The following is a 24326-nucleotide window of genomic DNA, read 5'->3' on the forward strand; positions in this document are numbered from 1 at the left end:
AAGGGAACGGAGCCTGGCGGTAGCGCAAGCGTCCATGCCTCCATGACGTAGCTGGGCGGCGGAAGGGATAATGTTTTTTGAAAAATATTTTCAATCCCCTGCCGCTGGGAAAACCGGGATCAGCTGAGCAGCACGATGCCGCCTGGCAGACTGGTCATTTGCGCGCCGTACAGGTCGCGTATCATCGCCAGCGCGCCATCGATTTGCCCGATGGAAAAACGCATGCGCACGAGGCGGCGGCCCAGCTCGGCATTACGCAGCACGACACGGCCCGGACGGTAGCGGTTGATTTCATCGACGACTTCGGCCAGCGGCTTGCCGACAAACGACAGCGCGCCCGTGCGCCACGCGTTCGCTTCGCCCTTTGGTGCGGCCGTGGCCGCCTGCACGCCCCGGTCGTCATACACCAGTTGCTGCCCCGCATCGAGGGTCTGGCGGCGCTGTTGCCAGACGACGTCCACGGCGCCCGCCAGGCAGGTGACGCAAACGGCATCGTCCGTATGGCGCACGTTGAAGCGGGCCGACTGCGCCAGCAAGCGCCCCGCGCCCGCCACCACCGTCACGGGCTGACGCGCGCCGCTGGCAAGGATTTCCGCCTCGCCGCCCAGCAGCTCGATCGCTTCCGGCGCCTGCACATTGATGCGCGTCTGCGTATTCATCTGCACCGTCATCTGCTGCGACAGGGCCACTTGCCGCTGCTCGCCCGTGCCCGTGCGGTAGTCGGCGCTCCATTCCTGCAGCGAAGGCCAGGCGCCCAGCGGCGGGCGCAAGGCCAGCACGGCCACGCCGGCCGCCAGCGCGCCGCCCAGAAAAGCCCGCCGCCCGGGGCGCGCCGGGAACGCCAGCACGTTCTCCCGCTGTGGCGCGGCGACGGCGCGGCTCAAGGCGGGGTCGAGCGCCTGCCACAGCTGTTGCAGTTCGCGCCAGGCGCGCGCATGCGCAGGGCTGCGCGCGCACCAGGCGCGCAAGGCGTCGGCGTCGGCCTGCGTAAAATCGTCGGCACGCAGCCGCGCCCACCAGGCAGCGGCTTGCTGGCCGATGGCCGTGTCGGCAGGTTCAAAAACGTCGCGTGGATCGCGGTCAGGAGCGGTCATGGGATTCATCAATATTTACGGCGGCCCGACACATCGCTGCGCTGGGCGGCATCGGCATCGGCCATGCACGTTTTACAGTGTTGCATGGCGGCCTGCAATTCTTTCTTCACCATCGCCACGGAAATGCCGAAGCGCTCGGCGATTTCCGCGTTGAGCATGCCGTCGATGCGCGCCGCCGTCAGGATGGCGCGGCGGCGCGGCGACAGGCCCGCCAGGGCCGCGTCGAGCGCCTGCACGTCGAGCCGCGCCGAGACGATGCGCGCCGGGTCGCTGATGTCGTCGCCGGCCTCGTCGGCCATGTGCATCAGCTCTTCGCGTTCGCGCTCGGTGACGATGATGCGGTCTCGGCGATACGCGTCGGTGGCGATATTGGCCGCCATACGCAGCAGATAGGCGTCGGGATTGTGGACGGGCGCGGCAGCGGGGCCAGGCGCCACCATCGCTTCGAGGCGTAGCCAGGTTTCCTGCAGCGCATCGGCCGCATGATGCTTGCAGCCGACCACCCGTTCGAGGCGCCAGCGCAGCACGGCGTAGCGCGAACTGAGATGGCGTTTCAGCTTGGTGCGCAGGTCGGGCATGCTCATGGCGCGTTGCTGCCCGGCATGCTGGAGGCGCAATCGACTTCGCTGCCCGGCCCTTGCGGCAGCAGCAGGATGGAAACGGGCTGCGGCATCGACGGCAGCGGCGCCGCGCCCACGCGCATGCCCAGCACCACGCGAGCGATCGCCGTGTCGCGCGCGCGCAAGCCGGTGCTGTCGAGCAGGTGCACGCGGTCCACCACGCCGGCACGGTTCAGATACAGCTGCAGCGCCAGGCGGTAGCCGCCGGGACGCGTCTGCGCCGCGCGGCACAGCAGCCCCAGCAGTACGTGCTGCAAGCGGCTCACATAGACAGCATGGTCTCCGCCGCCCTGCGTGGCACCCGGTATGTCGGCGGCGGCCACGACGGCGGCCTGCGGCAGCTCGGCTGCGCCTGCCGGGGCATACACGATGACGGCTTGCGCATCGGACAGGCGCGATTGCAGCCCAGTACCCTCCAGCAAGGATTGCAGGGCCGCGCCGGCCGCATGCGCGCCGCGCACGGCGGCCGACTGGCGCTGCGCGTAGCGCTGGTCCATCAGCACGGCGATGCCCGTGCGGCGGCTGTACAGGTCGAGCGCGTCGCCCAGGTTTTGCGCGGCGATATCGAACTGCAGCACGGGGCCATCGGCCGGCTGCGCCCGTACGGGTCCCACCGCGGCCAGGAAACCCAGCAGTACCAGGTATCCGGCCAGCGCTAGCACATGAACGGATGCCGGGCTGCCTGTCATATCGCTATCGTGTCGCTATCGTGTGAGGGTGAAAATATGCGGAAACGAGGTATTGCCAAGTGATAATTCTTGTATCAACTGCAATAGCCTACACACAAAAAATGACGGCTTCGTGACATGGCCAGCGTGCGCAAATTTCGCCATGCGGAACGTCTGGCGCGGCAGTGATTTCGGCTACACTGGCTGTCACTTTCCCTTTCAGACGCCTGATGATCGAAAAAAATCTGCCCGAGCTGGTCATGCTGAAGCGCCTCATCGACGAGGGCGGCAGCCACCTGGAAGTGGCCGCGCCCTGCAGCATCGCCATGGATGGGCGCGAATTCCCCGTGTACAGCATCGCCCTGGGTAATCCGAGCCCCGACGTGCCCGTGCTGGGCTTGTTTGGCGGCATCCACGGCCTCGAACGCATCGGCACGCAAGTCATCCTGTCTTTCCTGGAAAGCCTGGTCGCCCGCCTGCGCTGGGATGCCACCCTGCACCAGCAGCTGGAAAGCATGCGCCTCGTCTTCATGCCGCTGGTCAATCCGGGCGGCATGTGGCAAGCCACGCGCTGCAATCCGCGCGGCGTGGACCTGATGCGCAACGCGCCCTTGAGCGCGCGCGAAAAAGTGCCGTTCATGCTCGGTGGACAGCGCTACAGCGCCCGCCTGCCCTGGTACCGGGGCGCGGCGCACGGCCCCATGGAGCTGGAAAGCCAGGCCGTGTGCGACCTGGTCGAGCGCGAACTGCTGTCGCGCCAGTTCAGCATCGCCCTCGATTGCCATTCCGGCTTCGGCTTGCGCGACCGCATCTGGTTTCCCCATGCGCATACCAAGGTGCCGATAGCCCACCTGGCCGAGATCAGCGCGCTGGAAGAGCTGTTCAGCCAGAGCTACCCCAACCACAACTATGTGTTCGAGCCGCAAAGCCGGCAATACCGCACGCATGGCGACCTGTGGGACTATCTGTACCTGAACGGCACCAGCTACAGCGGGCGCGTGTTCCTGCCGCTGACCCTGGAAATGGGTTCGTGGCTGTGGGTCAAGAAAAACCCGCGCCAGCTGTTCAACCGGGTCAGCATCTTCAACCCCACGGCCGCACACCGCTTGCAGCGCGTGCTGCGGCGGCACCTGGTCTGGTTCGATTTCCTCATGCGCGCCGCCAGCAGCCACGGCCGCTGGATGCCGGAAGGCTTGCTGCGCAAGGCGCAGCGCCGGCGCGCCCTGGCGCAATGGTACGAATCATGAACCCGCCCACCTGGATTTTATTGCGCGGTTTGATGCGCGAACAGCGCCACTGGGGCACCTTTCCCGCCACGCTGGCGCGCGCTCTGCCCGGCGCCCGCATCGTCACGCCCGACCTGCCCGGCAACGGCACGCGCCACGACGAAGACAGCGCCACCCTCGTGGCCGCCATGGTGGAAAGCTGCCGCCAGGACTTGCAGGCGCGCGGCATCGCCCCGCCCTACCGCCTGCTGGCCCTGTCGCTGGGCGGCATGGTGGCCGTCGAATGGGCGCACCGCTACCCGCAGGAAATCGCCCGCTGCGTGCTCATCAACACCAGCATGCGGCCATACAGCCCGTTTTACCGGCGCCTGCGCTGGCAAAACTACGGCGCCCTGCTGCGCCAGCTGCTGGCCGGCGACGCAGCCAGCCAGGAAGCGCTGATCTTGCGCCTGACGAGCCGCCGGCATGCTGGCGGCAACCCCGCGCTGCTGGCCGGCTGGCTCAGCTACCAACAGGAATACCCCGTCAGCCGCCGCAACGCCTTGCGCCAGCTGCTGTCGGCCGCCCGCTACCGCGCGCCCAGCGTCCACCCGCCCATGCCCGTGCTGGTGATGGCCGGCGCGCAAGACCTATTGGTCGACCACCGCTGCTCGCAGCGCCTGGCGCGCGCCTGGCAGGCCGATTGCCTGATCCACCGCGACGCGGGCCACGATTTGCCGCTCGACGAGGGCGAATGGGTGGCGCAGTCGGTGGCGCGCTGGCTGGGCGTGGAAACGACAAGCCATGACAGCACACACACAGCGCAATCATCATGCAGATAACGGAACAGCTGGCAGAACTGGTGCAAGCCGGCGTGCACGAACAGATTTTTCCAGGCGCGGCCTGGGCCATGGGCACCGTCCACCACGGCGTGGCGGGCGCGGCCGGGCGGCTCACGCCCGAGCCCGCCAGCGCCGCGATGCAGGTCGGCACCCTGTTCGATATCGCTTCGCTGACCAAGATCGTCAGCGTCTGGTCGCTGACTGGCAGGCTGATTAGCCAGAAACGCCTGCGCCTGGACGACCGGCTGGCCGACGTGCTGCCCGGCACGCAGGGGCATGCACTGGCGCCCATCACGATTTTCCAGCTGCTGACCCATACGGCCGGCTTGCCGCTGCGCGCCCGCCTGCGCGCCAGCTATGGCGAGGTGTACGACGATATCGTGCGCGGCGTGCTGCGCGAACCGCTGGAAGGCACGCCAGGTCAAGCTGTCGAATACACGGACCGCGCGGCCCTGATCCTCGGCTTTGTCATCGAACGGCTGCTGGGCATGCCCCTGGACCAGGCCCTGGCCGAGCATGTGCTGCAGCCGCTGGGCATGGCCGCCACGGGATTCGGCCCTGTGACGCCACGGCACGGCCAGCTGGTCGCGCCCACCGAGTATTGCGAGCAGGCGGGCGCCCACCTTGCCGGCGTGGTACATGATTTTTCGACCCGGCTGCTGGGCGGCGTGTGCGGCATCTCCGGGCTGTTTTCCAACGTGCCCGACTTGCAGCGCTTCCTGCGGGCCATGCTGGCGCCGGGCCTGCATGGCGCTGTACTCGATGCCGGCTGGGTGCGTGATTCGCTGACGCTGCAGACGGGTTCCTTGAACCCGTCGCGCGGCCTGTTCTGGCACCCGGCGGCCGGCAGCGGGCCGCAAGACGACGTCTGGTGCCACCAGGGTTTCACCGGCACGGCCATGTGGCTCAGCCCCCGGCGCGGCCGCTATGCCGTGCTGCTGACGAACAAGCTGTATTACACGCGCGACTTCGCCAGGATCAACGCGCTGCGTGGCGACTTCATGCGCGGCGCCTTCGGTCTCTGAACCCGCGGCTTGCGCACGCGCAAGTGCCCGGCCGGATCGTCGCCCGCAATCCACAGATGCGCCTGAGCCAGGCCGACAGCACGCCCCCCGCCCTTCCCTGACATCCCCATCCAGCGATTTATTACTCTATCCGGCGCTCCAGCGGATCATTGTTGTATTAAGAATTTAGCGATGTGCTTTAAGACCAGTCCTATTTTTCCACCCTTTCCCGCTCGGTATATTTGAAGTCGCTCATTGGAAAAAATACAATATTTCCATGGGTACTAGCCGCTGATGCATCAGGCCAGCCCGGTGCCATACCAGGCAGCGGAATGGCCAGGCGGCAAGTCGCGTTATTGGCTACCACAACAACGACTACCTATAACCAAAGAGGGTGCAATGTTACTCAACGAAAAAAAACTCGTCGTACTGGTCCGATTGGCAATGGCGACAGCCGCCGGTCTCAGCATCGCGGGGCAGGTACAGGCGCAGCAAACAGATCCAGGCACTCCATCCATCACTGCAGACAAGCAGGCGCAAGCGGCTGAACATGCCCCTACGCAAAAAGTCTATGTCACAGGTTCGAACGTGCGGCGCATCGAACTGGAATCAGCCTCGCCGGTACAGATCATCACGCGCGAAGAACTGACGCGCGGCGGCGCCACTTCCCTCAACGAGGTACTGCGCACCATTTCCGCCAATATTGGGGGCGTCAATGAAAACAAGACCGACGGCTTCACGGCCGGTGCCGCCGGCCTGAACCTGCGCGGCCTCGGCAGCCAGGCGACCTTGATGCTGATCAACGGCCGCCGGCTGGCGGCGTACGCGCAACCGGACTTCCAGACCACCTTTGTCGACATCAACTCCATCCCTGTCGGTGCCGTCGAGCGCATTGAAATCCTGAAGGATGGCGCCTCGGCGATCTACGGTTCCGAAGCGATAGCCGGTGTGATCAACATCATCCTGCGCAGCAGTTACGAAGGACTGGAACTGAGCGCTTCGCTGGGCCAGTCCAGCCGCAGCGATGGCGAAACGCAGCGCGCCAACATCACCTTCGGCAAAGGCAGCCTGGTCAAGGACCACTTCAATGCCTATGCCACACTCGATGTGCGCACGCGTAAGGAAGCGTATCTGCACAAGCGCGACGCGTACCTGGGCACGGAAGATTTGCGCGCCTGGGGCTACAAGGATAACCGCACGCTCTACACCTACCCTGGCAACCTTTTCTGGACCGACAAGGCGACTGGCCGGTATGTGATGCGCACCTTGGACAGTCAATGTCCGGCGGACCGTCTGGTGCCGGCGTCGGGGATTCTGGAAAAAAATGCAATGGGGCAGGCCTGCGTCTTCGACAATTTGAAGGATAGCACCATCAACGCTGGCGGCAAGACGGACCGCATCGGCCTGATCAGCAGGATTACCTGGCAGGCAAACGCCAGCACCACCGTATTCGGCGAGTTGATGTTGAACCGGAATACGGCAACCGTGACCGGCATACCGCACTGGCTTGCCGGGCAAAATAACCAGCCCACTCTCGACCTGCCCATTACCCATCCGCAATACCCGAAAGAACTGATCGGCCCTGACGGCAAGACTCTGGCCGGTGGCAATGGCACGGTACGCGTGCGTGCTTCATTGCGTGACTTCCCTTCCCAGGGCATGAAGAATACAACCGATTTCAGCCGTTACCTGGCAGGCGCCAAAGGCGACTACAAGAACTGGGATTGGGAAACAGCCATCCTTTTCACTGGCAGCAAAGTCCAATCGCACAACAGTAGCGCGATCCTGACCACGCCCTTCATCAGTGCCTACCACGATGGACGCTTTATCTTTGGCGGCGGCAGCGCCAACGAAGCGCTGTTCCGTACGATAACGACCAGCGCCGACAGCACATTCAAATCGTCCCTGGCGCAAATCGATGCCAAGATCTCCGGCGAATTGTTCACGCTGCCCGCGGGCGCCGTGGGTGTGGCACTGGGGACGGAATTCCGGCGCGAGTCGCTGTCGAACTCGCCCGACTCCCGCGCCATTGCGGGCGAGCTCTATCATCAGGCGCAATCGCCTCCTGGCATCTCGAACAGTCGCCATGTCTCTTCCGTATATGGCGAGGCCACCATTCCGCTGCTGAAAAATCTGGAAGCAAGCCTGGCGGCAAGGCATGACCGTTACTCGGACTATGGCAGCTCGACGACGCCAAAGGTGGGCTTGAAATGGTCCGTCACGCCAGCCTTCCTGGTACGCGGCACGTATGCGAAAGGCTTCCGCGCGCCCACGCTGGTAGAAAACTCGACCGATGTACGCAATGCCTATTTGTCGTACAAGGATACGGCCCGCTGCAATGCCAGATTTACCCTGGGCTGCGATAGCAACTCTCCATATCGCAGCGGCGCCAACAAGGATCTCAAGCCGGAGACGGCGAAAAACCTCACCTTGGGCATCGCCTGGGAACCCAGCAGCTCGTTCCTGACGACGCTCGATGTGTGGCAGATTGAGCGCAATAATGAAATTTCCACCCTGGCCCTGTCGAAGGTGCTCGCTGACCCGGCACGCTACGCCAACAATCCTGCCGTGGCCATCGTGCGTGAACCGCTTACGGCTGACGACCAACTGGCCGGGGCCACCGCGGGCCAGGTCAAATCCATCACCATGCTTCTGACCAACGTGGCAATGACGCAAGTACGCGGCCTGGACTTGAAGATGGTGGGCAGGCTCAACCTCGGCGAATACGGCACCCTGCATCCGCAACTGAACCTGAGCCATACCTACTCGTTCAGGACAGCGCCATCGGCAAATGAAAAACTGATCCAGTATGCCGGTGTCGCGGGAACGCCTACCGTGCAGGGAAATCTGGGCCTGGGTTGGAAAAAAGCCGCCTACAACCTGTCGGCCGACGTGGAATTTATCGGCAAGATGTCTTCGTTTGAAGACCGCACCGAACCATGCAAACTGGCAACAGAAGGCTATCCCGCCTTGTGCAAGGGCATTGCCTCGTTCACCGTCTTCAATCTGGGGGGCAGCTACTCCGGCTTCAAGAACACCAAGCTGAGTTTTGCGGTGCGCAATGCCTTTGACCGGAAACCGCCATTCTATCCGCATTATGGCAATAACTTCATTTCTGGCCTGCATGGATCAATGGGACGCTACTTCCAATTGACTGCCGATTACGCCTTCAAGTAAGCCAAGGATCAAGCCGTGCCAGCTTCTCTGGCGCGGCCCTGCTTGCCATATGTACTCTGATTAGCCAGAGCGCTGTCCCATTCATGATGGAGATATAAGTGAAATACACCCCCACTCTTACCCTACTCGCCTTGCTGCTTGCCGGCGCTGGCATGCATACCGGTCTGGCCCACGCCGACGAGACGATTCCCATTGCGGATTTTTTCAAGAAAGGCGAATTTAGCGGCAGCCCCCTGCTATCGCCCGACGGGCTGAATCTTGCCGTGCTCACGCCCCGCAACGGACGTTTCGTGCTGGCCATCATCAACCTGGAAACGCGCGCTTCCACCGTCGTGGCCTCCGATCCGGACTGGGATGTCACCAGTCCGCTGTGGGTGAACAACCAGCGCCTGGTGTTCAGCATCAGCAAGGGCAGCAGCGAAGTGATGGAAAAACAGACGGGCGGCGGCTTGTTTGCCGTCAACCGCGACGGCAGCGCTTTCCGCATCCTCGTGGCCAGCGTCAAGGACGCCATGAGCACCGGCAAGCCCTACAAACCGGTACAGGTATTGAAGCGGGTTGGCGACGGCAGCAACGATTTGATTGTCTCCAATAACGAGCGCGGCAGCGGGGCCGACCTGGGCGCCAGCGACGTTTTTCGCATGGACACGACCACTGGCCGCAAGACCTTGTTGACATTTGATAATCCCGGCGCCGTCAGCGACTGGCTGCTCGATCATGACAATGTGATCCGGGTGGCCTCGGCCATGAGCGTGGAAGATGGCAGCAAGCGCATCAAGCAGACCGTGTATTACCGCGAAGAAGACAAGGCGCCGTGGAAACCCATCTACCAAGCCTATGCCACTGAAGGCAAAACCATGAATCCGCTGGGCTTCGATTTCGACAACAAGACCTTGTTTGTCGCCGGCCGCTTCAACGGCCGCGACAAGGCGGGCGTCCACATCTGGGATTTCTCCGGCAATAAGGCCGGGGATTTAATTGCCGAGGATACACTAGTCGATGTCAATAACGGCTTGCTGTTCGACTATGCGCGCAAGAAAATCATCGGCGTGCAGGTGGATGGCATGAAGTCGACAAAGCACTACTTCGATCCGGAATATGCACGCCTGCAGGCGTCGCTGAACGCCAGCTTGCCCAACGAAGAGGTCAATTTCCAATGGCGTGGCGACCACGCGGTTGTCAGTGCCACAGGTGTGAATAATGTGGGCAAGCTGTATTTGTTCAACACGCGCAAAAAAACCTTGGAGCCTTTGTACAGTGTGATGCCCATTCTGGATGGCAAGAAACTTTCTGAACAGAAAGTAATCTCTTACCAGGCACGCGACGGACTGCATATACCGGCCTATCTCACCTTGCCGCAAGGCCGCGCGCCCAGGGCCCTGCCGCTGGTCGCCTACATCCATGGCGGACCGCACTCGCGCGACCATTTTCAGTACGATCCCTTGACCCAAATGCTGGCCTCGCGCGGCTATGCCGTGCTGCAGCCGCAATTTCGCATGTCGACCGGTTTTGGCTGGAAACACCACACGGCGGGCTGGAAGCAATGGGGCCTGAGCATGCAGGACGACATCACGGACGGCATCGAGGAGCTGGTCAGGCAAGGCATCGTCGACCGCAAGCGCGTGTGCATCATCGGCGCCAGTTACGGCGGCTACGCCACCATGTACGGCCTGGTGAAAAACCCCGACCTGTACCAATGTGGCATCAACTGGGTCGGCGTCACCGACGTCAAGATGCTGTTTACCGTCAATTGGTCCGATATGTCCGGCCCGGTCATGGATGACATGGGTGCCAAGATGCACGGCGATCCGAAGACCGACGACGCGTATTTCCAAAAAGTTTCGGCCATCGGCAATGCCGCCAGGATCAAAGCGCCCGTGCTGATGGCCTACGGCAGCGAGGACATGCGCGTGCCCCTGATTCACGGCGAGAAAATGCGCGACCAGTTGCGCAAGCAAGGTAATGCCGTCGAATGGATGGTGATGACGGGCGAGGGCCATGGCTGGGCCAAGGAAAGCAACCGGATTCTGTGGGGCGAGACCGTATTCCGCTTCATCGACCGTTATATCGGCCCGGGAACGGCACGCTAGCCGGGCAAACTGGCCGGTCCGTCATGACGTCCAGCCTGGGCGGGGCGGCGCTTTTCAGAACAGTCCGATTCTCCGCTGAAATCGCCGTCCCTATACTTATTCCATCTTAATCCGCCGGGAAAAATGCCATGAGCGCCACCGTGTATGCCATTCCTTCCATCACGGTGTGCCAGCGCCTGCCCTTGCGCCTCACCGTGCCCGGCGCCGTGCCGCAGGAACGCAAACAGCATCCGCAAGCGCTCAAGCGATATGCCCCGGCACGGCCCAGCGATGCCGACGTTGTCCATGCGATATGCACGGGCGAGGGCCTGCGCGTGCTCTACCAGCCACAGTATGACCTGCACAGCAGGCGCATCGTCAGCGCGGAAGCACTGCTGCGCTGGCGGCACCCACGGTACGGCGACGTGTCGCCGGCGGTGCTGATTCCCATGGTCAACCGGCTCGGCCTGCATATGCAGCTATTCGACCGGGTCGTCAAGGAGGTCATCGATGTGCTGCGGCACCTGCGCCGTCAAGGTGCGGACGTGCCGGTTGCCGTCAACGCCTCGATCGATACCGTGTGCGCGCCCGGCATGGCAGATATGCTTGCCACAAGAATGCGGGATGCCTGCCTGCCGCCGCGACTGCTGAAAGTCGAAGTCACCGAAGACTTGCCTGTCCTCGATGAACTGTGCCTGTCGGGCTGCCTCAACACCCTGCGGGCGAAGGGATTTCCCCTGTCGCTCGACGACTTCGGCGCCGGCTCCGCCACCTTCAACGTCCTGTTCAAGATGCCTTTCGATGAAGTCAAGATCGACGGTGCCTTTATTCGCGACATGGAAACCAATAGCCATTCGCATGCCATCGTCGCCACCCTCGTTGCCCTGGCACACAGGCTCAATCTGAAACTGGTGGCCGAAGGCATCGAAAACGAATCCGTGCTGGCGGCATTGCTGGGCATCGGCTGCCGCATCGGCCAGGGCTATGCGCTGGCACGCCCGATGGAGCGCGAGCAATTCCTCCAGGGTCAACTGCCCAAGCCTGGAAGCATGGCGGTAAAGGCGCAATGACATGACCATCATGCAGCAACTGATACCGCATTCCCAGGCCGCCAACCCCATGGAAGCCGAAACACCGGCCCAGGGGCATGGTGCCACAGCGCTGGTCGAACGCCTGCTCGCCTACATGGGGCTGCGTAATGACGCCTGCCTGGCCCGCGAGCTGGGTGTGCCGCCCTTCGCGATCAGCAAGCTGAGAAAAGGGAACTCCGCCGTCGATACCGACATGCTGATACGCATGCACGAGGCATCGGGCCTGCCCATCGGCGAACTCAAGGCACTCACGAACTCCCGGCACTGATCGCTGACGAGCGGCATGGCCGCTCCCCACGCAAAAACGGCGCGCCATCACTGGCGCGCCGTTTTTTTGCATTTGATCTTGCAAAAATTATTGATAAGTCAATGTATAAGTCGCCACCGCATTGGCCGGACCAGCCGTCACTTTACCCGGCGTGGTTTTCAGGTAGCGCGCTCCCAGGGAAATATCGAGCGACCGGGTGCCGGCAGCGAGCACGTTACTCAGCTTGACATCCTTCGACAGGGGCCAGGGCGCGCCTGCACTGTCGAGCAATTGCACGCCCACGCCAGTGGCCACCCCTCTTTCCGTCGTCAGGCTCAGCACGCCCCTGGCCGCATCGATTGCCGGTGCGGCAGGATCTATCCGCACGCTGACGCTGTTAGGCAGAAAACTGGGGTCTCTGACAACCCCGTTTTCAGACGACATTGGCGACGTCGCCTGGGTGAGATGGAAATTGCCGGGAAACCCCGGGCAGTCGGTCAGGCCGAGCACAAAGCTGACCGTCGGCGTGGGCGTACCTGCCGCCCCCGTCAGGGCAGATACTTTCCTGCTGCCCAGCGCCACCTTGACGTCGGGCGTACGGCAAGTGCTGCTGACCACGCTGATACTGCCTGTCAAGCCAATTGAAGTGATAATGAACTCCGTGCTGCCGCCATTCACGGTCGCAAAATAGGACACACTGCCCAAGTCACGTGCCCGTATGATTCCCGCCCCCACCGGCCCCGTCTTGATGAGCGCGAAGGAGGTAGAGGGGGGTGCCCTGTCGAGCAGTTTAGTGTTGCACGTTCCCGGAGGGGCTCCATCGCCGCCACAGATGTAGGGCGATGGGTTGCTATTGATAGTATCTACATTTCCGTCAGTCATCCACTTCCCGTTGGCGAACCAGGCGACGCCAATGCCAGGCACCCTCGTTGCATAGACTTTGCCGGCGTACGCCTGGTTTCCGCTAAAGTTGGCATTCGCGCCAACGCCCTGCATACGGAATGATTGCCGAACCGCAGCGTTTGGCGCATCGCATTGCAGTTGCAGGCCATTGGCTGCCTGGCTAAAATACTGGAAGTACAGCATGGTGCCATTCGGCACGTCACGCGGCACGGCAAGGCTGCCCAGCTGCAGCGCCATCGTGCCCGTAAAACCCAGGTTTCCATTGATGGCGAAACAGTTGGGCGCAGCCTGGACCAGTTGCGGCGCTGCACACAGCAGCAGCCCGGCCATCAGGCCAGCCATCGTACGAATTTTCATGGTTTTTTCCTTTGCGTGATTTTCACGCCAGTGTCTTCCTTCTGGAGGCCGACAGCGGCCAGTTGCAAGCCCTGGCGTGGCGCGCGCGCCACCAGCGATGCCGCCGGCACCTGAAGATCGAGGCGCTGGACGGCAGCCTCATGAGTCCAGCTGGCGCCGGGAATCGACGCCAGCACCTGTTGGCACGGCAGCAGCAACTGCTCTTTGGACAGCTGCACGCCATACGCCTGCAAATCCACCGTACTCATGCACGGCGAGGGACGGCTTTCTCCAGCCACCGGCATGAAGGCCACATCGCGCCGTTCCATGCGCTGGCCATTGACGAAAATATCGACCGTATGCGTGCCGCCTAGCACTTCGGCGCTGCGTTCACCGGCGGGCGCCGCCTTGGCATTGATGAGTTCAGGCACGCACACGGCATCGGCCTGCTGCAGCTTGCCGCCCTCGCCATGCAGCAGCGAAGCAGCGATGGGCATGCTGCAACGCTCATGCGCCTTGCCGCCCCAGGAAATCGACAGTTGCCGATTGTTTTCCTGCAGGCGCGCATACAACTGGCCATCCTGCCCCACCATGCCCACGACCTGCCCTTGCTCATCCTTGACGGTGGCGCCAAACGGCAGAGCGTCGCCGCCGGCCAGACGCACCTGAAACAGGATCGCGCGGCCCGTGCTGCTGCCATACTTCAAAAACACGACAGCGCCATCGCGCGGTGCCACCTGCTGGCTTGTTTCGCTCAGCTCGACATCCATCGACGTGCCCTGCGGATCAATCGCCACTTCATTCAATTCATACGGACGCAAATAGGGCAGGACCGCATTGCCACTGGCGTCGAGCCTGAGGCCAGGATAGCCGGCCACCTTGGCGCCGGCGGCACCAGGCGCATGCACGACGGCCATGGTTTCGCCACGCAGTGGCGTCAGGGTCACACCACCAGGATGGGCCACCACGCTGCCGCTCATGCTGACCGAGGCACTGCTATAGCCGGTGCCGCGCCCCACGGCGGCGCCAACCATCGCCTGCGCCCCGGTATACTGGCCGTTGAGGGAGCTGCTGGTGCTGCTGCCATTGCGGCTCACTGATGCGCCATAGCCAAATTGCCGTTCTTCTCCCGCGCTGCCGCTCAGCGTTGCCAGCTGGCTGTAGCGACCATCCGTGTCGCGCGATACCTGCGCCGACATTTGCGGAGCAGACAGGCTGTCATTGCCACCCAGCGGCATGCTCAAGGTCAGTTGTATCCTGCTTTCCATGCCGCCATAAGATAATTTGCTGCGATTGGCATTGATGCCGTAGCTCACGCGCCCCACCTGCTTGTTGTAACTGAGCTGGTATTGCAAGTCCTGGCCAGGCCGGTTCCAGTAATTCTGTGCATAACCACTGATGCTGACCTGCCCCCACGCACCCAGGCGCTGGTCGGCGGTCAAGGACACGCGGTTGCGGGGCCTATACTGCATATTGGAATCGTAACCCCTGCGTTCGGCGTCGATTATTTGCGTAGCATTGGCAAAATCCAGATAGCCGCTGGTGGAAAAGCGGTAAGCAGCCATCGAAAAATTACTGCCAGTGCTCAAGACATTCTTGCTGTATGACAAACGCAGACTTTGGCCCTTGGCCGTGTCTGCGGCAAGTTTCGTCTGCGCGTGACTCAGATCGATGGATACGGCACCTATCGGTAATGCAAAGGCCACGCCGCCGAGCAAGGACAAATAGTCCTCACTGGCCTGCAAGCCACCGTAACCCGTCAGGCTATTGTTCAAACCATACTGCAAAGTCCCCTGCAGGACGCGCGCCTGCTTACTCAAGAAATTATTGCGCGTTACGCCAGCCGCCGTGCTGAAACGCAGCGAACCCGGACGCAGCAACTGGCTGACGGCCGCATACGGCACGACAAAGCGCTGTTCGCTACCGTCCGCTTCGGACACCGTCACGTTCAAGTCGCCACCGTAACCCGTGGCATACATGTCATCGATGACAAAGGCGCCTGGCGCCACCGTCGTTTCAAGCAGGAGATTGCCCGCCTGACGTATGCTCACGCGAGCGTTGGTGCGGGCAATGCCGCGCACCACGGGCGCATAGCCGCGCAAGGAATTGGGTAACATGCGGTCATCGCTGGCCAATTGCACACCCCGGAAGGATAAGGTATCGAAAATCTCCCCGCTGGTATTCGCATCACCCAGGGTCAGCTGGCTTTTCAGCGCCGTAATGTCGCGCCGCGCATAGGTATCGAGCACCTGATAACGACTGCCTCCCTGCTGCTGCTGCCAGCTGAGTGCGCCATTATGGCGAAAACGCCAGCTTCCCATATTGAAGCCGCCATTGAGGCCCAGATAGGCGGAGTCGAATGAAGAACCGCCACTCTTATTGTGATAGCTGTTAAAGTTGTAACCCAACATGCCCGAAGTGACACCGCTATCCCATAGCTCCGGGCTGACATAACCGCGCGCATTGCGCCGCAGCGACGCCTGAGGAATGCTGATATTGACCTGCTGCATCTCCGGCAAAAACACGGCCGTGGCATTCGCTATCAGTTTACCCAATTCTACACACTGCCCCTCCTCCAGCAAGGTCATGGATTCCGGCGACAGCATTGACATATTCACGCCCAGCAATTCAAGCATCTTGCGCGATACGCACACGACGGGATTGCTGCCGTCATCGTTGGCATTGATGCGGATATCCTGACGCGTATTCAGCTGGCCGTTGAGGGCGATATCGGCGCGATAAGTGCCCGGCAAGACAGGATTGCCTTTCTGATAAATGGCGAGATCCAGGCTGCGCGAGCCTTCCGGCAGGAACGCGCTATTGAAATCGACCTCGTCCGCATGCGCAGCTGGCATGACCATGGCACATGAACTGAACGCCACCGCCTTGAGCATGCTGCCAACGAGCGCATTGACGCCCAGACTAGGCTTTGCTTGAGGATAATAGCGGACATGGCGATGAGTACTCATGATTCAAACCTTAAGGAGCGGGCCGGGCGGCCGGCGCAGAAAGGCTACGCCGTGTCGGCACTGGTACACCGTAATCATTGATGGCGTTAAATTCCACCTGCGCGCCGGCGGCCGGAAAGGCATGCAGGGAGGGCAGTGCAAATTGTTTGGTCTCGCCTGGCGCCACCATGCCGCCATCACTCTCACTGCGCTGGGCGCCGGCCACCAGCGACAGCGACGCCATCGACACGTGAAAGGCGGACGGGTTATATGCTTCCAGGGCAAAGCCCTTGCCACTGCTGGCATGAACGGCACGCCATTGCACTTGTTCGATCGCGTCGACAGGATTGCCAGCGAGCCCTTCGGGGCGATAAAAAATCTTGACGCGCGAGCGGAACGCCATCTGCAGGCTGTTCACATCTGCCTCTTGCGACTTGGGTGGGATCTCCAGCATATTCAGCCAGAACACCGATTCTTTCGTTGCAGGCAAAGCCGGACCGACAAACATCAGGCGCAGACTCTGCCCCTTTCCCGGATCGATGCGGGCCAGCGGCGGGGTCAGCACGAAAGGTACTTTGGACGTGGCGGGCGTCGATGCGACATCGCCAGCATCGATCCATGTCTGGACCAGCGCCGGCACTGCGCCATCGTTATTGACCTTGATGGTGATTTCTTTTTGCTTCGCCGGATAAATCTGCCGCGTGCCCGTGATCACGACGCTGGCCATTGATGAAGAACAAAACAGCAAGGCCAGGCTGAGCAATAACGAACTTTGCAATGAATGATAGGGGGACATGGAAGACCTCAGGATGGTTGCTGGAAGCGCGCCCTCGCCAAAGCGGCGAGAACGTGCTTCCCTGGCGAGCAAATTACTCGTAAGTGATGGAATAGGTAACGGCACCCTTAACCAGACCGGCGCTGGCAACGCCGGTGGAGATGTATTGCACGGCATACGGCAAAATCGTATTGCCGGCAGCGTTCTTCGTGACCTTGGAGGTATTCGCAGTTTGCGAGAAATCACCAGCCTTGATCACATTACCGTTAGTGGCATCGACCAGTTGCAGTTCCACAAACTTGGCGCCCTTAGGGCTGAGGTCGCTATTTTTCACATTGGCGGTCAGTGGATTAACACCGCTACCCGATTCGAAAAATGCGGCAGCCTTGGTGGTGGTACCGGTACACGCACTCAGCGTAATATTAAAACCTGTCTGGCCTGCAACGTCTGTAGCCTTTTTCAGCTGGGCAGCCGATACTTTTGGCAATGTCACGGTCGCAGGTGCAGGGCCAACCACACCATTGACAGTAACGGTACAAGTCGAATCGAGCAGTTCACCTTCGAAATTGATCGTGCCATCGGAAGCGAAAGCGGATTGGGTTGCAGCGGCGGCCAGCAAAACGGCGAAGATACGGGCTTGGGATTTCATTAAGACTACTCCTGAAAGATAAAGGTAAATGCGCACCAGTTAATGTAGGAACGCGGCTGTTGATGCAGATTCGTACTTTACAGAGCCGCGACAGTTGTCGATATGAGAATGGTCTTAAAAATCCGCGTCGTCGGATATGACGTGCTTTTATACGAATCTGCGACAGCACACACGCAAGACGCAAGCAAGCTGTAGTTGCGGCAGGGTTAGACCGAATGGGGAGGTAATGCGAGGATAAAAGCCAGGAGGATGGCGCGGCAAGACAGGCGAACGCCCGGCATTACCGGGCGTACAGGTGGGTGCAAGAGCGCCTGCAAGGCGGTGCTTCGATGCGGGTGGCTGCTGGCCAATCAGCCCGGAAGCACAGCCTTGTCGGCCGGCGTCAGTATTCTCTGCGCCAGCCAGACGAGAACGGTCGCCAGCACCAGGGGGAAGACAAGTTGCACCAAAACCAGCATCGTCCACCCAAGCATCTCTCTCAGGTAGGCAAAAAGGACACCCGTGACAGGAATGCCCAGGTTGAACGCGCAGTAGAATAAACCCGCAGCCCGCATGTTCTGCATGGGCGCCACCGATTGAATCAGGGCCGCCAGCATATTGACATAGAACACCGCAGTCAGGCCCAGGCCCATCAGAAACACCTGGAAAATGAGGACACTCAAGGGCATACGCCATCCCAAAAATATCAGGCCGCCGACAGCCGCCGTGACGGGCAGCGTCAGCAACAGCGTTTTCATGGCGCCATAACGGTCCCCCAGCCACCCGGCCAGCGGCGACAGCAAGGTTGAAATCCCGGCAATGCCCATCGCCATCTGCGCCGTCTTGATGGGCAATTCCAGTATCTCGCGCAGGTAGGTGCTGTAAAGGTAGTCAAAGTTGGCAGTACTTAATGGCATGCAGAAGGCGGTCAAAAACAGCAGCAGCGGGCCGCGTGACCAGACCGACCCCACCGGACTTCTGGCTTCAGGACGGATGAACCGCCGCTCGCCGGCGGCGCTGATTTGCTGAAAAAAATGCCAGATCAGGATATACAGAAGAATCAGAATGAGCATGCCGGCCATGGCCGGTAACAGGGGCAATTTCCCCTGTTCATTGAAGGCATGCTGAATGGCACTGAGTTTGGCGGCGACGATGCTACTGGCCACGGCAAGGCAATTCATGAGCCCCACCACCAGCGCGCAATGGCGCGGAAAATATGTGACCCCGATACTGATCCAGGCACAGATATTCATCGTGCATCCGATGCCGCCCAGCAAGCTCCAGCAGCACAGCTCAAATGGCGAACGGGAAAACAGGCCCATGAACGCCGCCAGCGCCAGCAGCAGGAATCCGGACAGCAAGGTTTTCTTGCGCGACAGGGTTGCCGGCAGAAGTGCCAGCACCAGCCCCGTCAACCCCATGCTGAGGTAAAGGATCGCGGCGGCTATCGGCAAATTACCGAGCGTCGCAGGCAAGCCGAATGGCAAGGGCCGGGATGCCGACGGCAATGTCGTCGGATCCATGCCGGACAGCACCAGGAACAGCAAGGTGGTCGGCAACATCAACGCCAGCATCCCCATTGCCTCTTTCTTATTCTTGCTGATACCTCGCGACATGATGCTCCTTTCGATTGAAATCAATGCTGGTCACGGGTACGCCAGGCTGCCACGACTTCCTGCAGGGGCTGACTGCAACACACATCGGTCGGCTCCGCCACGCTGCGCAACAGGCTTTCCAGCTTCCCCGCCGGCTGCGCCATCTCTGCCCATTGCATGGCCAGGGCCGCGCCATGCAGGCGGTGCGCGGCGCGCAAGGCGGTATCATGTTCATGCATGGCCATGGCCTGCAGCAACTCATCCATATCGTCGGCGAACGCGGCGCGCACTTGCGGCATATCAAATACCGCCAGGGACTCCATCGGCGGCGCTTGCAGCACCAGCGTCACGTCGCACCACAGTTCGACGATATCCTGCAGTTTCGCCAATCGGATCGGCTTGCTCAATATGCCATCCATGCCAGCCTCGAAGCAGCGTTCGGCATGATCCGTTCCCGTCGAGGCGGAAATCGCGATCACCGGGCAGCGCGCCTGTTCCAGGTCCGCTTCACGCCTGCGCCACTCAACCGTCAGGCTGTAGCCGTCGATGTCAGGCAAGTCGCAATCCATCAGTACCAGGTCATATTCGCGCAGGCTGAAGCAAGCCAATGCGCTGGCGCCATTCTCGGCAATGTCCACATCGCAGCCGAGGCTGGCAAGCTGGGCCCGCAACACGGCCTGGTTGGCCGGCACATCCTCGACCACCAGAATGAAGAGGCGCTGCGCCGCCATGCCGCCCACCGGGCCGGGCCGGGCAACAGCTACATCCACCGCCGGAGGCGACCCGGTCGCCAACTCCACAGGCAAGGAAATCACCATGCGCGTGCCCCTGCCCATCTCGCTGTCGATGGTGATCGTGCCCTGCATCAGAGTCACCAGTTCACGGCAAATGACCAGGCCCAAGCCGGTACCGCCCGAGCGCTTGTAGGTGCCCTCCACCTGCACATACGGCCGGAACAGTGTCGCCTGCATGGCGGTGCCGATGCCGATGCCCGTATCGGCAACGGCAATTTCCAGCCGCGCCTGCTCCGTTCCCTCTTCCAGCATGGCGATCTGTATCTCGACACCGCCTGTCGCCGTAAATTTGATGGCGTTCGACACCAGATTGTGCAGCACCTGCAGCAGCCTGGCCTCGTCCAGCATCAGCCGCGGCACGGTCTGGTGCGCCGTCACATCGAGCGTAATGCCCTTCTCGCGCGCCCGCAGCTGCTGCAGGGCTGCCACATCGCTGGCCAAAGCTGCGACATCTACCGGATCAAGGCTGAGCGTGAGCTGTCCCGCCTCCAGCTTGGAGACGTCGAGCACGTCGTCAAGCAAACGCAACAGGATGTTCCCGCCGTTGCTGGCCAGGTCGACAAAGTGACGCTGCTCCGCATTCATGGGCGTGGAGCGCAGCAACTCCACCGCGGCCAGCACGGCATTCATGGGCGAGCGGATTTCATGGCTCATCACGGCCAGGAACATGGCCGCCCGGCGCTCGTTGCGCAAGGCACGGCGGTGCGCGCTGTAGGCCTGATACGCCAGGCCCGCCAGGATCAGCAGCAAAGCGGCAGCCAGGCCCACATGCTCGCCAAAGTGGTCCACCGCGAACAGCATGTTCGAGTGATTACCGGCCTCCCCCCCCAGCCAATCCTGGCGTACCAGCCTGATTTGGGCCGGGGTCATCGTGGCCAGCGACTTGTTCACGATCGATTCCAGCAAAGGATCGCTATCGCGCAGCGCCATGCGCACTTCGGATGTCATGGCCACGGGAAGTTCCGTAAAATGCAGGTCAGCGCCTTCCTCGCGCATCAAATCCGGTAACAGCTGCGCCTTGCTGCCGATGGCGACATCGGCGCCGCCCTTCGACAGCAGCGCCAGCGCCTGCCGCATGGTGGGGCTGACGACGATGCGCATGCCGTCGTAGCGCTGGCGCAGGAAGGGACCGAACAACTCCGCTTCCGCGGCCGGCAGCACCACTGTCTTGCCATCGAATGCGATGCCATCGGCAACGGTGCCAACCTGTCCACGCGTGACGGCGATAGCCTTGGTCGAGAGGTAAGGCAAGCTGTAGCTGACACCGGGCACCTTGGGCGGTGTGCCGATACTGCGCACCGTGGGAAGACAATCGATCCCACTTTCACGCAACAGGACAAAGCCGCTGTCCGTGTCGGCCAAGGTCACTATGTCAAACGTCAGGCCGCTATGCCGCTCAATGACTTTCATGTAATCCGGGCCGATGCCAACCCCGATCGCCCCGCGCTGGATGGTTTCGAATGGTGGACGGTTCTGCATCATGCCCAGCTTCAGCACAGGATGCGCGCGCACCCAGGCTTGTTCCGCGGCGCTGAGCGGATAGGTCCCCTCCTGTCCCTGCGCCGCCATGCAGCAGGCGGCCAGCAGGAACGCGGCGACGCCAGCTCGCCAGCGCCTCATGCGTCCCCTATGGTATGCCGGATCTTGAACAGTTCATTGTTCGACGTCACGCCCAGCTTGCGGAAGGCGGTGGTCTTTTGCGAGCTGATGGTCTTGATGCTGCGCTTGAATTTTTCCGCAATTTCCGTCACCGTCATGCCCGCCAGATAGCAGCGGATCACCTCGCGCTCGCGCGCCGACAGCGCCGCGCCCAGCAGCAGCGCGTCCGCGCCGTCATCGCCTTCCCGCGCATCGAAGGTGGTGCTGGCTTCCGCCACCCGGTAGGACATCTCGGCGCTCAGGTACACGGCGCCGGACACCACCTTGCGCAATGCCTTGACCAGCTCCGCCATGTCCTCGCCCTTGCCGACGAAACCGCGGGCGCCGACGCGCAAGGCCAGCGCCACCGTGGCCGGCTCATGGTGCGTGGACAATACGAGTATCGGGCAATCGGGGAATTTGGCGCGCAGTGCGCGGATCAGCGACACGCCATCGAGTTCGTCCGGACCCAGCGCATAGTCGAGTAAAAGTACGTCGGCCGACTCCAGGAGCAGGCCCGCCATCAGCTCGCGGCTGGTACTGTAGGCGCCCACGACGTCAACATCCGGTTCGGCCGTGAGCCGGGCGACGAGGCCATGCCGTACCACCGCGTGATCATCGAGCAAGGCAACACGTAAACGTTTCATCGGCAGAGGCTAGGCACAGGCACAGCATGGGGAAGATTTCCTTTGATGAGATTACTCCAATTTGTGCCATTTACGCCATCCGAGATGCTATTTTTTAACATAAATTCTCCTGTGCAGCAGATACGTGACCGATTGAAATTACTTTTTACATCGCTTTCGGGTATTTCCATTATTTATTGCTAACACTGTCGAAAAAGTCGCGCAACTCCATGGGACGCGCCAATGCATAGCCTTGCCCCGTAGGGCAGCCAAGGCAGGCCAGTGCCTCGATACATGACGCCTCTTCGATCCCTTCCGCCACCACCTTCAGATTCATCAGCCGCGCCAGGCTCACCGTCGCGGCAATCACGGCCTGGGCGGAAGCGCTGGTTTTCATGTCGCGCACAAACGCCCCATCGATCTTGACCTCATCGAATGACATTTTGGCCAGCAGATTCAGGGTCGATGTCCCTTGTCCAAAGTCGTCGAGCGAAACGGGAAAACCTCTCTTGCGCAGCGTATTGAGCGACGCAGACAGGAGCAGTTCATCGGCGACCGGCAGATCGCCGGTCAATTCAATTTTCAGCAGCTGCGGTGGCAAGCCCGCCCGCTGCATTTTCTCGGCCAGCCGCTGCGCGAGACCTGGCGTGCACACGGTTTCGGCCGATGCATTCAAGGCAATAGGCAGCGCTACCTGGCGGCTCTTCAGCACAAGCAGCACATCGATGACGCGCGTTTCAATAAAGCTGAACAGCAGCAGATGCAGGCCAAGGCGGTTCACCATCGGAATCAGCACCGACGGCGGCACTTCGCCTACGCCGGGAAGGCGCCAGCGCAGCAGCGCCTCGGCACCGATGATACGCCGTGTACGCAAATCAAATTGCGGCTGCAGCATCACGCGCAGGTTCTTTCCTGTCGTCAACGCCTCGATCACATCGACCTCGGTGGGAGCATCGGCGGGGGCGGAGCACGATGCATGCCGGTTGTTCGACGGCGCCAGCAGCAAATCGCGCAAGGCCTCGGTGAATACGGCCTTGCCGCCACCATACACCATCCCGACATTGATGCCGGCCCGGTGCGCCAGGCGTGCATGCGCCAGCAAGGCCGTCACCGGCAGGCCGCCGACGCGGCGGACTGCCGGCTGCTCCGCCAGGGCCGGCCATGGCGCAGGCAGCAGATTGACGGGCGGTGGCTGCCCCACCCATAAAATACGCGGGAAACGCGGCATCGGAGTCGCCGCATCGAGCGTCTTCAGCAAACTGGGGAGCATCAGTCCACCGTGCGCGACGTCCGCGACGATCAGGTCGATATCCCCTTCGCGCAGGAGCGCGGGCACCATGCTCATGGCCCGGACATTTTTCACATTGGCAATATCAATGGCACTCAGCATCGTGTTCAGCCATCGCGCGCCATCTTTATCCGAGTCAGGTATCAAGGTCAGCACACGCAGGGAATGAAATTCACTACGCATATGGGGGCTGATAGTTTTCACGGCATTTTTTCCTAGGGTTAAACCACGTGGAGAGACAAGGGTTGGGTCTGCTTCCAGAGGAGCCATCGCGCGCGCCCGGAGGGTAACGGGCGGCAAGCTTGCTATTTACGTTCGCCTTCGTCGAGCATGCCGAAATTGGCGCGATGATCGCCCATGCATGCCCGCAGTTCATGAATACTCAGCCCGCTCACTTCGTGCATGCGTATGAGTATGGCGGCGCTGACAGGCAAAGACCCATGTCTGATTTTGGAAAGGATGGGAGCCGACACATGCAGCTCGCGCCCCAGGGCCGCATCATTCTTCAATCCCAGGAAATCGATGAGCACGTCGAGCAGGTCGGCGCTGCGAAAGCCGCTCGCGCCATTCCGGGGGAGACGATTGCGCAAGCCCGTCACGCGTGCCGCATGCTGCTGCGGATGCTGTTGTATTTGCTTTGTCATTACCGCTACTTTCAAATAAGGGAGATCAGGGACCGGGCTTGCCACGCGCATATTGGCTGGCGGGGTCCGGTGACTTATTGAAGTCTAGCAACGGAGTTTCTTGAGCGAAATCAGAACAGTCCTAAAATGATTCG

The 24326-nt window shown here is 61.5% G+C and carries 19 protein-coding genes; 7 read left to right on the plus strand and 12 right to left on the minus strand.

Annotation, left to right across the window (positions count from 1 at the left end; genetic code table 11):
• Positions 1 to 119 precede the first annotated feature (119 nt).
• Genes IGS58_RS14540 through IGS58_RS14550 form a run of 3 tightly spaced genes read right to left on the minus strand, consistent with a single transcriptional unit; the run spans position 120 to position 2403 of the window.
• Complete coding sequence (locus tag IGS58_RS14540) at positions 120 to 1094, minus strand: FecR family protein (protein ID WP_230521841.1); 975 nt, start codon at positions 1092 to 1094, stop codon at positions 120 to 122.
• A gap of 8 nt (positions 1095 to 1102) precedes the next feature.
• The gene (locus IGS58_RS14545; RefSeq protein ID WP_230521842.1) at positions 1103 to 1678 is read right to left on the minus strand and encodes an RNA polymerase sigma factor; all 576 of its coding nucleotides are present in this window, start codon (positions 1676 to 1678) and stop codon (positions 1103 to 1105) included.
• Entirely contained in the window at positions 1675 to 2403 is a 729-nt protein-coding gene (locus IGS58_RS14550; protein WP_230521843.1) for a hypothetical protein, read from the minus strand. Before IGS58_RS14550 ends, IGS58_RS14545 begins: the two co-directional genes overlap by 4 nt.
• Before the next feature lie 209 nt (positions 2404 to 2612).
• Between IGS58_RS14550 and IGS58_RS14555 the strand changes: the two genes are divergently transcribed.
• The 7 genes from IGS58_RS14555 to IGS58_RS14585 all read left to right on the plus strand — a co-directional run bounded on the left by IGS58_RS14555 (position 2613) and on the right by IGS58_RS14585 (position 12038).
• Entirely contained in the window at positions 2613 to 3629 is a 1017-nt protein-coding gene (locus tag IGS58_RS14555; protein WP_230521844.1) for a M14 family zinc carboxypeptidase, read from the plus strand.
• Positions 3626 to 4429, plus strand: a complete 804-nt coding sequence (locus IGS58_RS14560; protein ID WP_230521845.1) for an alpha/beta fold hydrolase — start codon at positions 3626 to 3628, stop codon at positions 4427 to 4429. Before IGS58_RS14555 ends, IGS58_RS14560 begins: the two co-directional genes overlap by 4 nt.
• Positions 4420 to 5454 carry a serine hydrolase domain-containing protein gene (locus IGS58_RS14565; RefSeq protein ID WP_230521846.1) on the plus strand — a complete coding sequence of 345 codons (1035 nt, stop codon included), beginning with the start codon at positions 4420 to 4422 and terminating at the stop codon, positions 5452 to 5454. Before IGS58_RS14560 ends, IGS58_RS14565 begins: the two co-directional genes overlap by 10 nt.
• Positions 5455 to 5832: 378 nt before the next feature.
• The gene (locus IGS58_RS14570) at positions 5833 to 8610 is read left to right on the plus strand and encodes a TonB-dependent receptor (RefSeq protein WP_230521847.1); all 2778 of its coding nucleotides are present in this window, start codon (positions 5833 to 5835) and stop codon (positions 8608 to 8610) included.
• A 152-nt stretch (positions 8611 to 8762) separates the two neighbouring features.
• Entirely contained in the window at positions 8763 to 10700 is a 1938-nt protein-coding gene (locus IGS58_RS14575) for a S9 family peptidase (protein WP_230521848.1), read from the plus strand.
• Positions 10701 to 10828: 128 nt separating this feature from the next.
• Entirely contained in the window at positions 10829 to 11749 is a 921-nt protein-coding gene (locus IGS58_RS14580; RefSeq protein WP_230521849.1) for an EAL domain-containing protein, read from the plus strand.
• Position 11750: 1 nt separating this feature from the next.
• Positions 11751 to 12038, plus strand: coding sequence for a transcriptional regulator (locus IGS58_RS14585; RefSeq protein ID WP_230521850.1), 288 nt, complete (start codon positions 11751 to 11753; stop codon positions 12036 to 12038).
• 87 nt (positions 12039 to 12125) lie between these two features.
• Here the strand turns inward: IGS58_RS14585 and IGS58_RS14590 are convergent, their stop codons facing one another.
• The 9 genes from IGS58_RS14590 to IGS58_RS14630 form a co-directional block, all read right to left on the minus strand.
• The gene (locus tag IGS58_RS14590; RefSeq protein ID WP_230521851.1) at positions 12126 to 13277 is read right to left on the minus strand and encodes a fimbrial protein; all 1152 of its coding nucleotides are present in this window, start codon (positions 13275 to 13277) and stop codon (positions 12126 to 12128) included.
• On the minus strand, positions 13274 to 16111 hold the full coding sequence (locus tag IGS58_RS14595) for a fimbria/pilus outer membrane usher protein (RefSeq protein WP_230521852.1): 2838 nt from the start codon (positions 16109 to 16111) through the stop codon (positions 13274 to 13276). The genes IGS58_RS14590 and IGS58_RS14595 overlap by 4 nt, the downstream gene beginning before the upstream one ends.
• 124 nt (positions 16112 to 16235) lie before the next feature.
• The gene (locus tag IGS58_RS14600) at positions 16236 to 17000 is read right to left on the minus strand and encodes a fimbrial biogenesis chaperone (RefSeq protein ID WP_230521853.1); all 765 of its coding nucleotides are present in this window, start codon (positions 16998 to 17000) and stop codon (positions 16236 to 16238) included.
• A 73-nt stretch (positions 17001 to 17073) separates the two neighbouring features.
• Complete coding sequence (locus IGS58_RS14605; protein WP_230521854.1) at positions 17074 to 17628, minus strand: fimbrial protein; 555 nt, start codon at positions 17626 to 17628, stop codon at positions 17074 to 17076.
• 350 nt (positions 17629 to 17978) lie between these two features.
• Positions 17979 to 19223 (minus strand): MFS transporter, encoded by a 1245-nt coding sequence (locus IGS58_RS14610; RefSeq protein ID WP_230521855.1) that lies wholly within the window; start codon positions 19221 to 19223, stop codon positions 17979 to 17981.
• A gap of 20 nt (positions 19224 to 19243) precedes the next feature.
• Positions 19244 to 21616 (minus strand): ATP-binding protein, encoded by a 2373-nt coding sequence (locus IGS58_RS14615; protein ID WP_230521856.1) that lies wholly within the window; start codon positions 21614 to 21616, stop codon positions 19244 to 19246.
• Entirely contained in the window at positions 21613 to 22281 is a 669-nt protein-coding gene (locus IGS58_RS14620; protein WP_230521857.1) for a response regulator transcription factor, read from the minus strand. Before IGS58_RS14620 ends, IGS58_RS14615 begins: the two co-directional genes overlap by 4 nt.
• A 169-nt stretch (positions 22282 to 22450) precedes the next feature.
• Positions 22451 to 23752: an EAL domain-containing protein gene (locus tag IGS58_RS14625; protein WP_230521858.1), complete on the minus strand. Its 1302-nt coding sequence runs from the start codon at positions 23750 to 23752 to the stop codon at positions 22451 to 22453.
• 101 nt (positions 23753 to 23853) lie between these two features.
• Complete coding sequence (locus IGS58_RS14630) at positions 23854 to 24243, minus strand: hypothetical protein (protein ID WP_329957994.1); 390 nt, start codon at positions 24241 to 24243, stop codon at positions 23854 to 23856.
• Positions 24244 to 24326 lie beyond the last annotated feature (83 nt).

Source organism: Janthinobacterium sp. EB271-G4-7A, assembly GCF_020858075.1.
Lineage (GTDB): Bacteria > Pseudomonadota > Gammaproteobacteria > Burkholderiales > Burkholderiaceae_D > Janthinobacterium > Janthinobacterium lividum.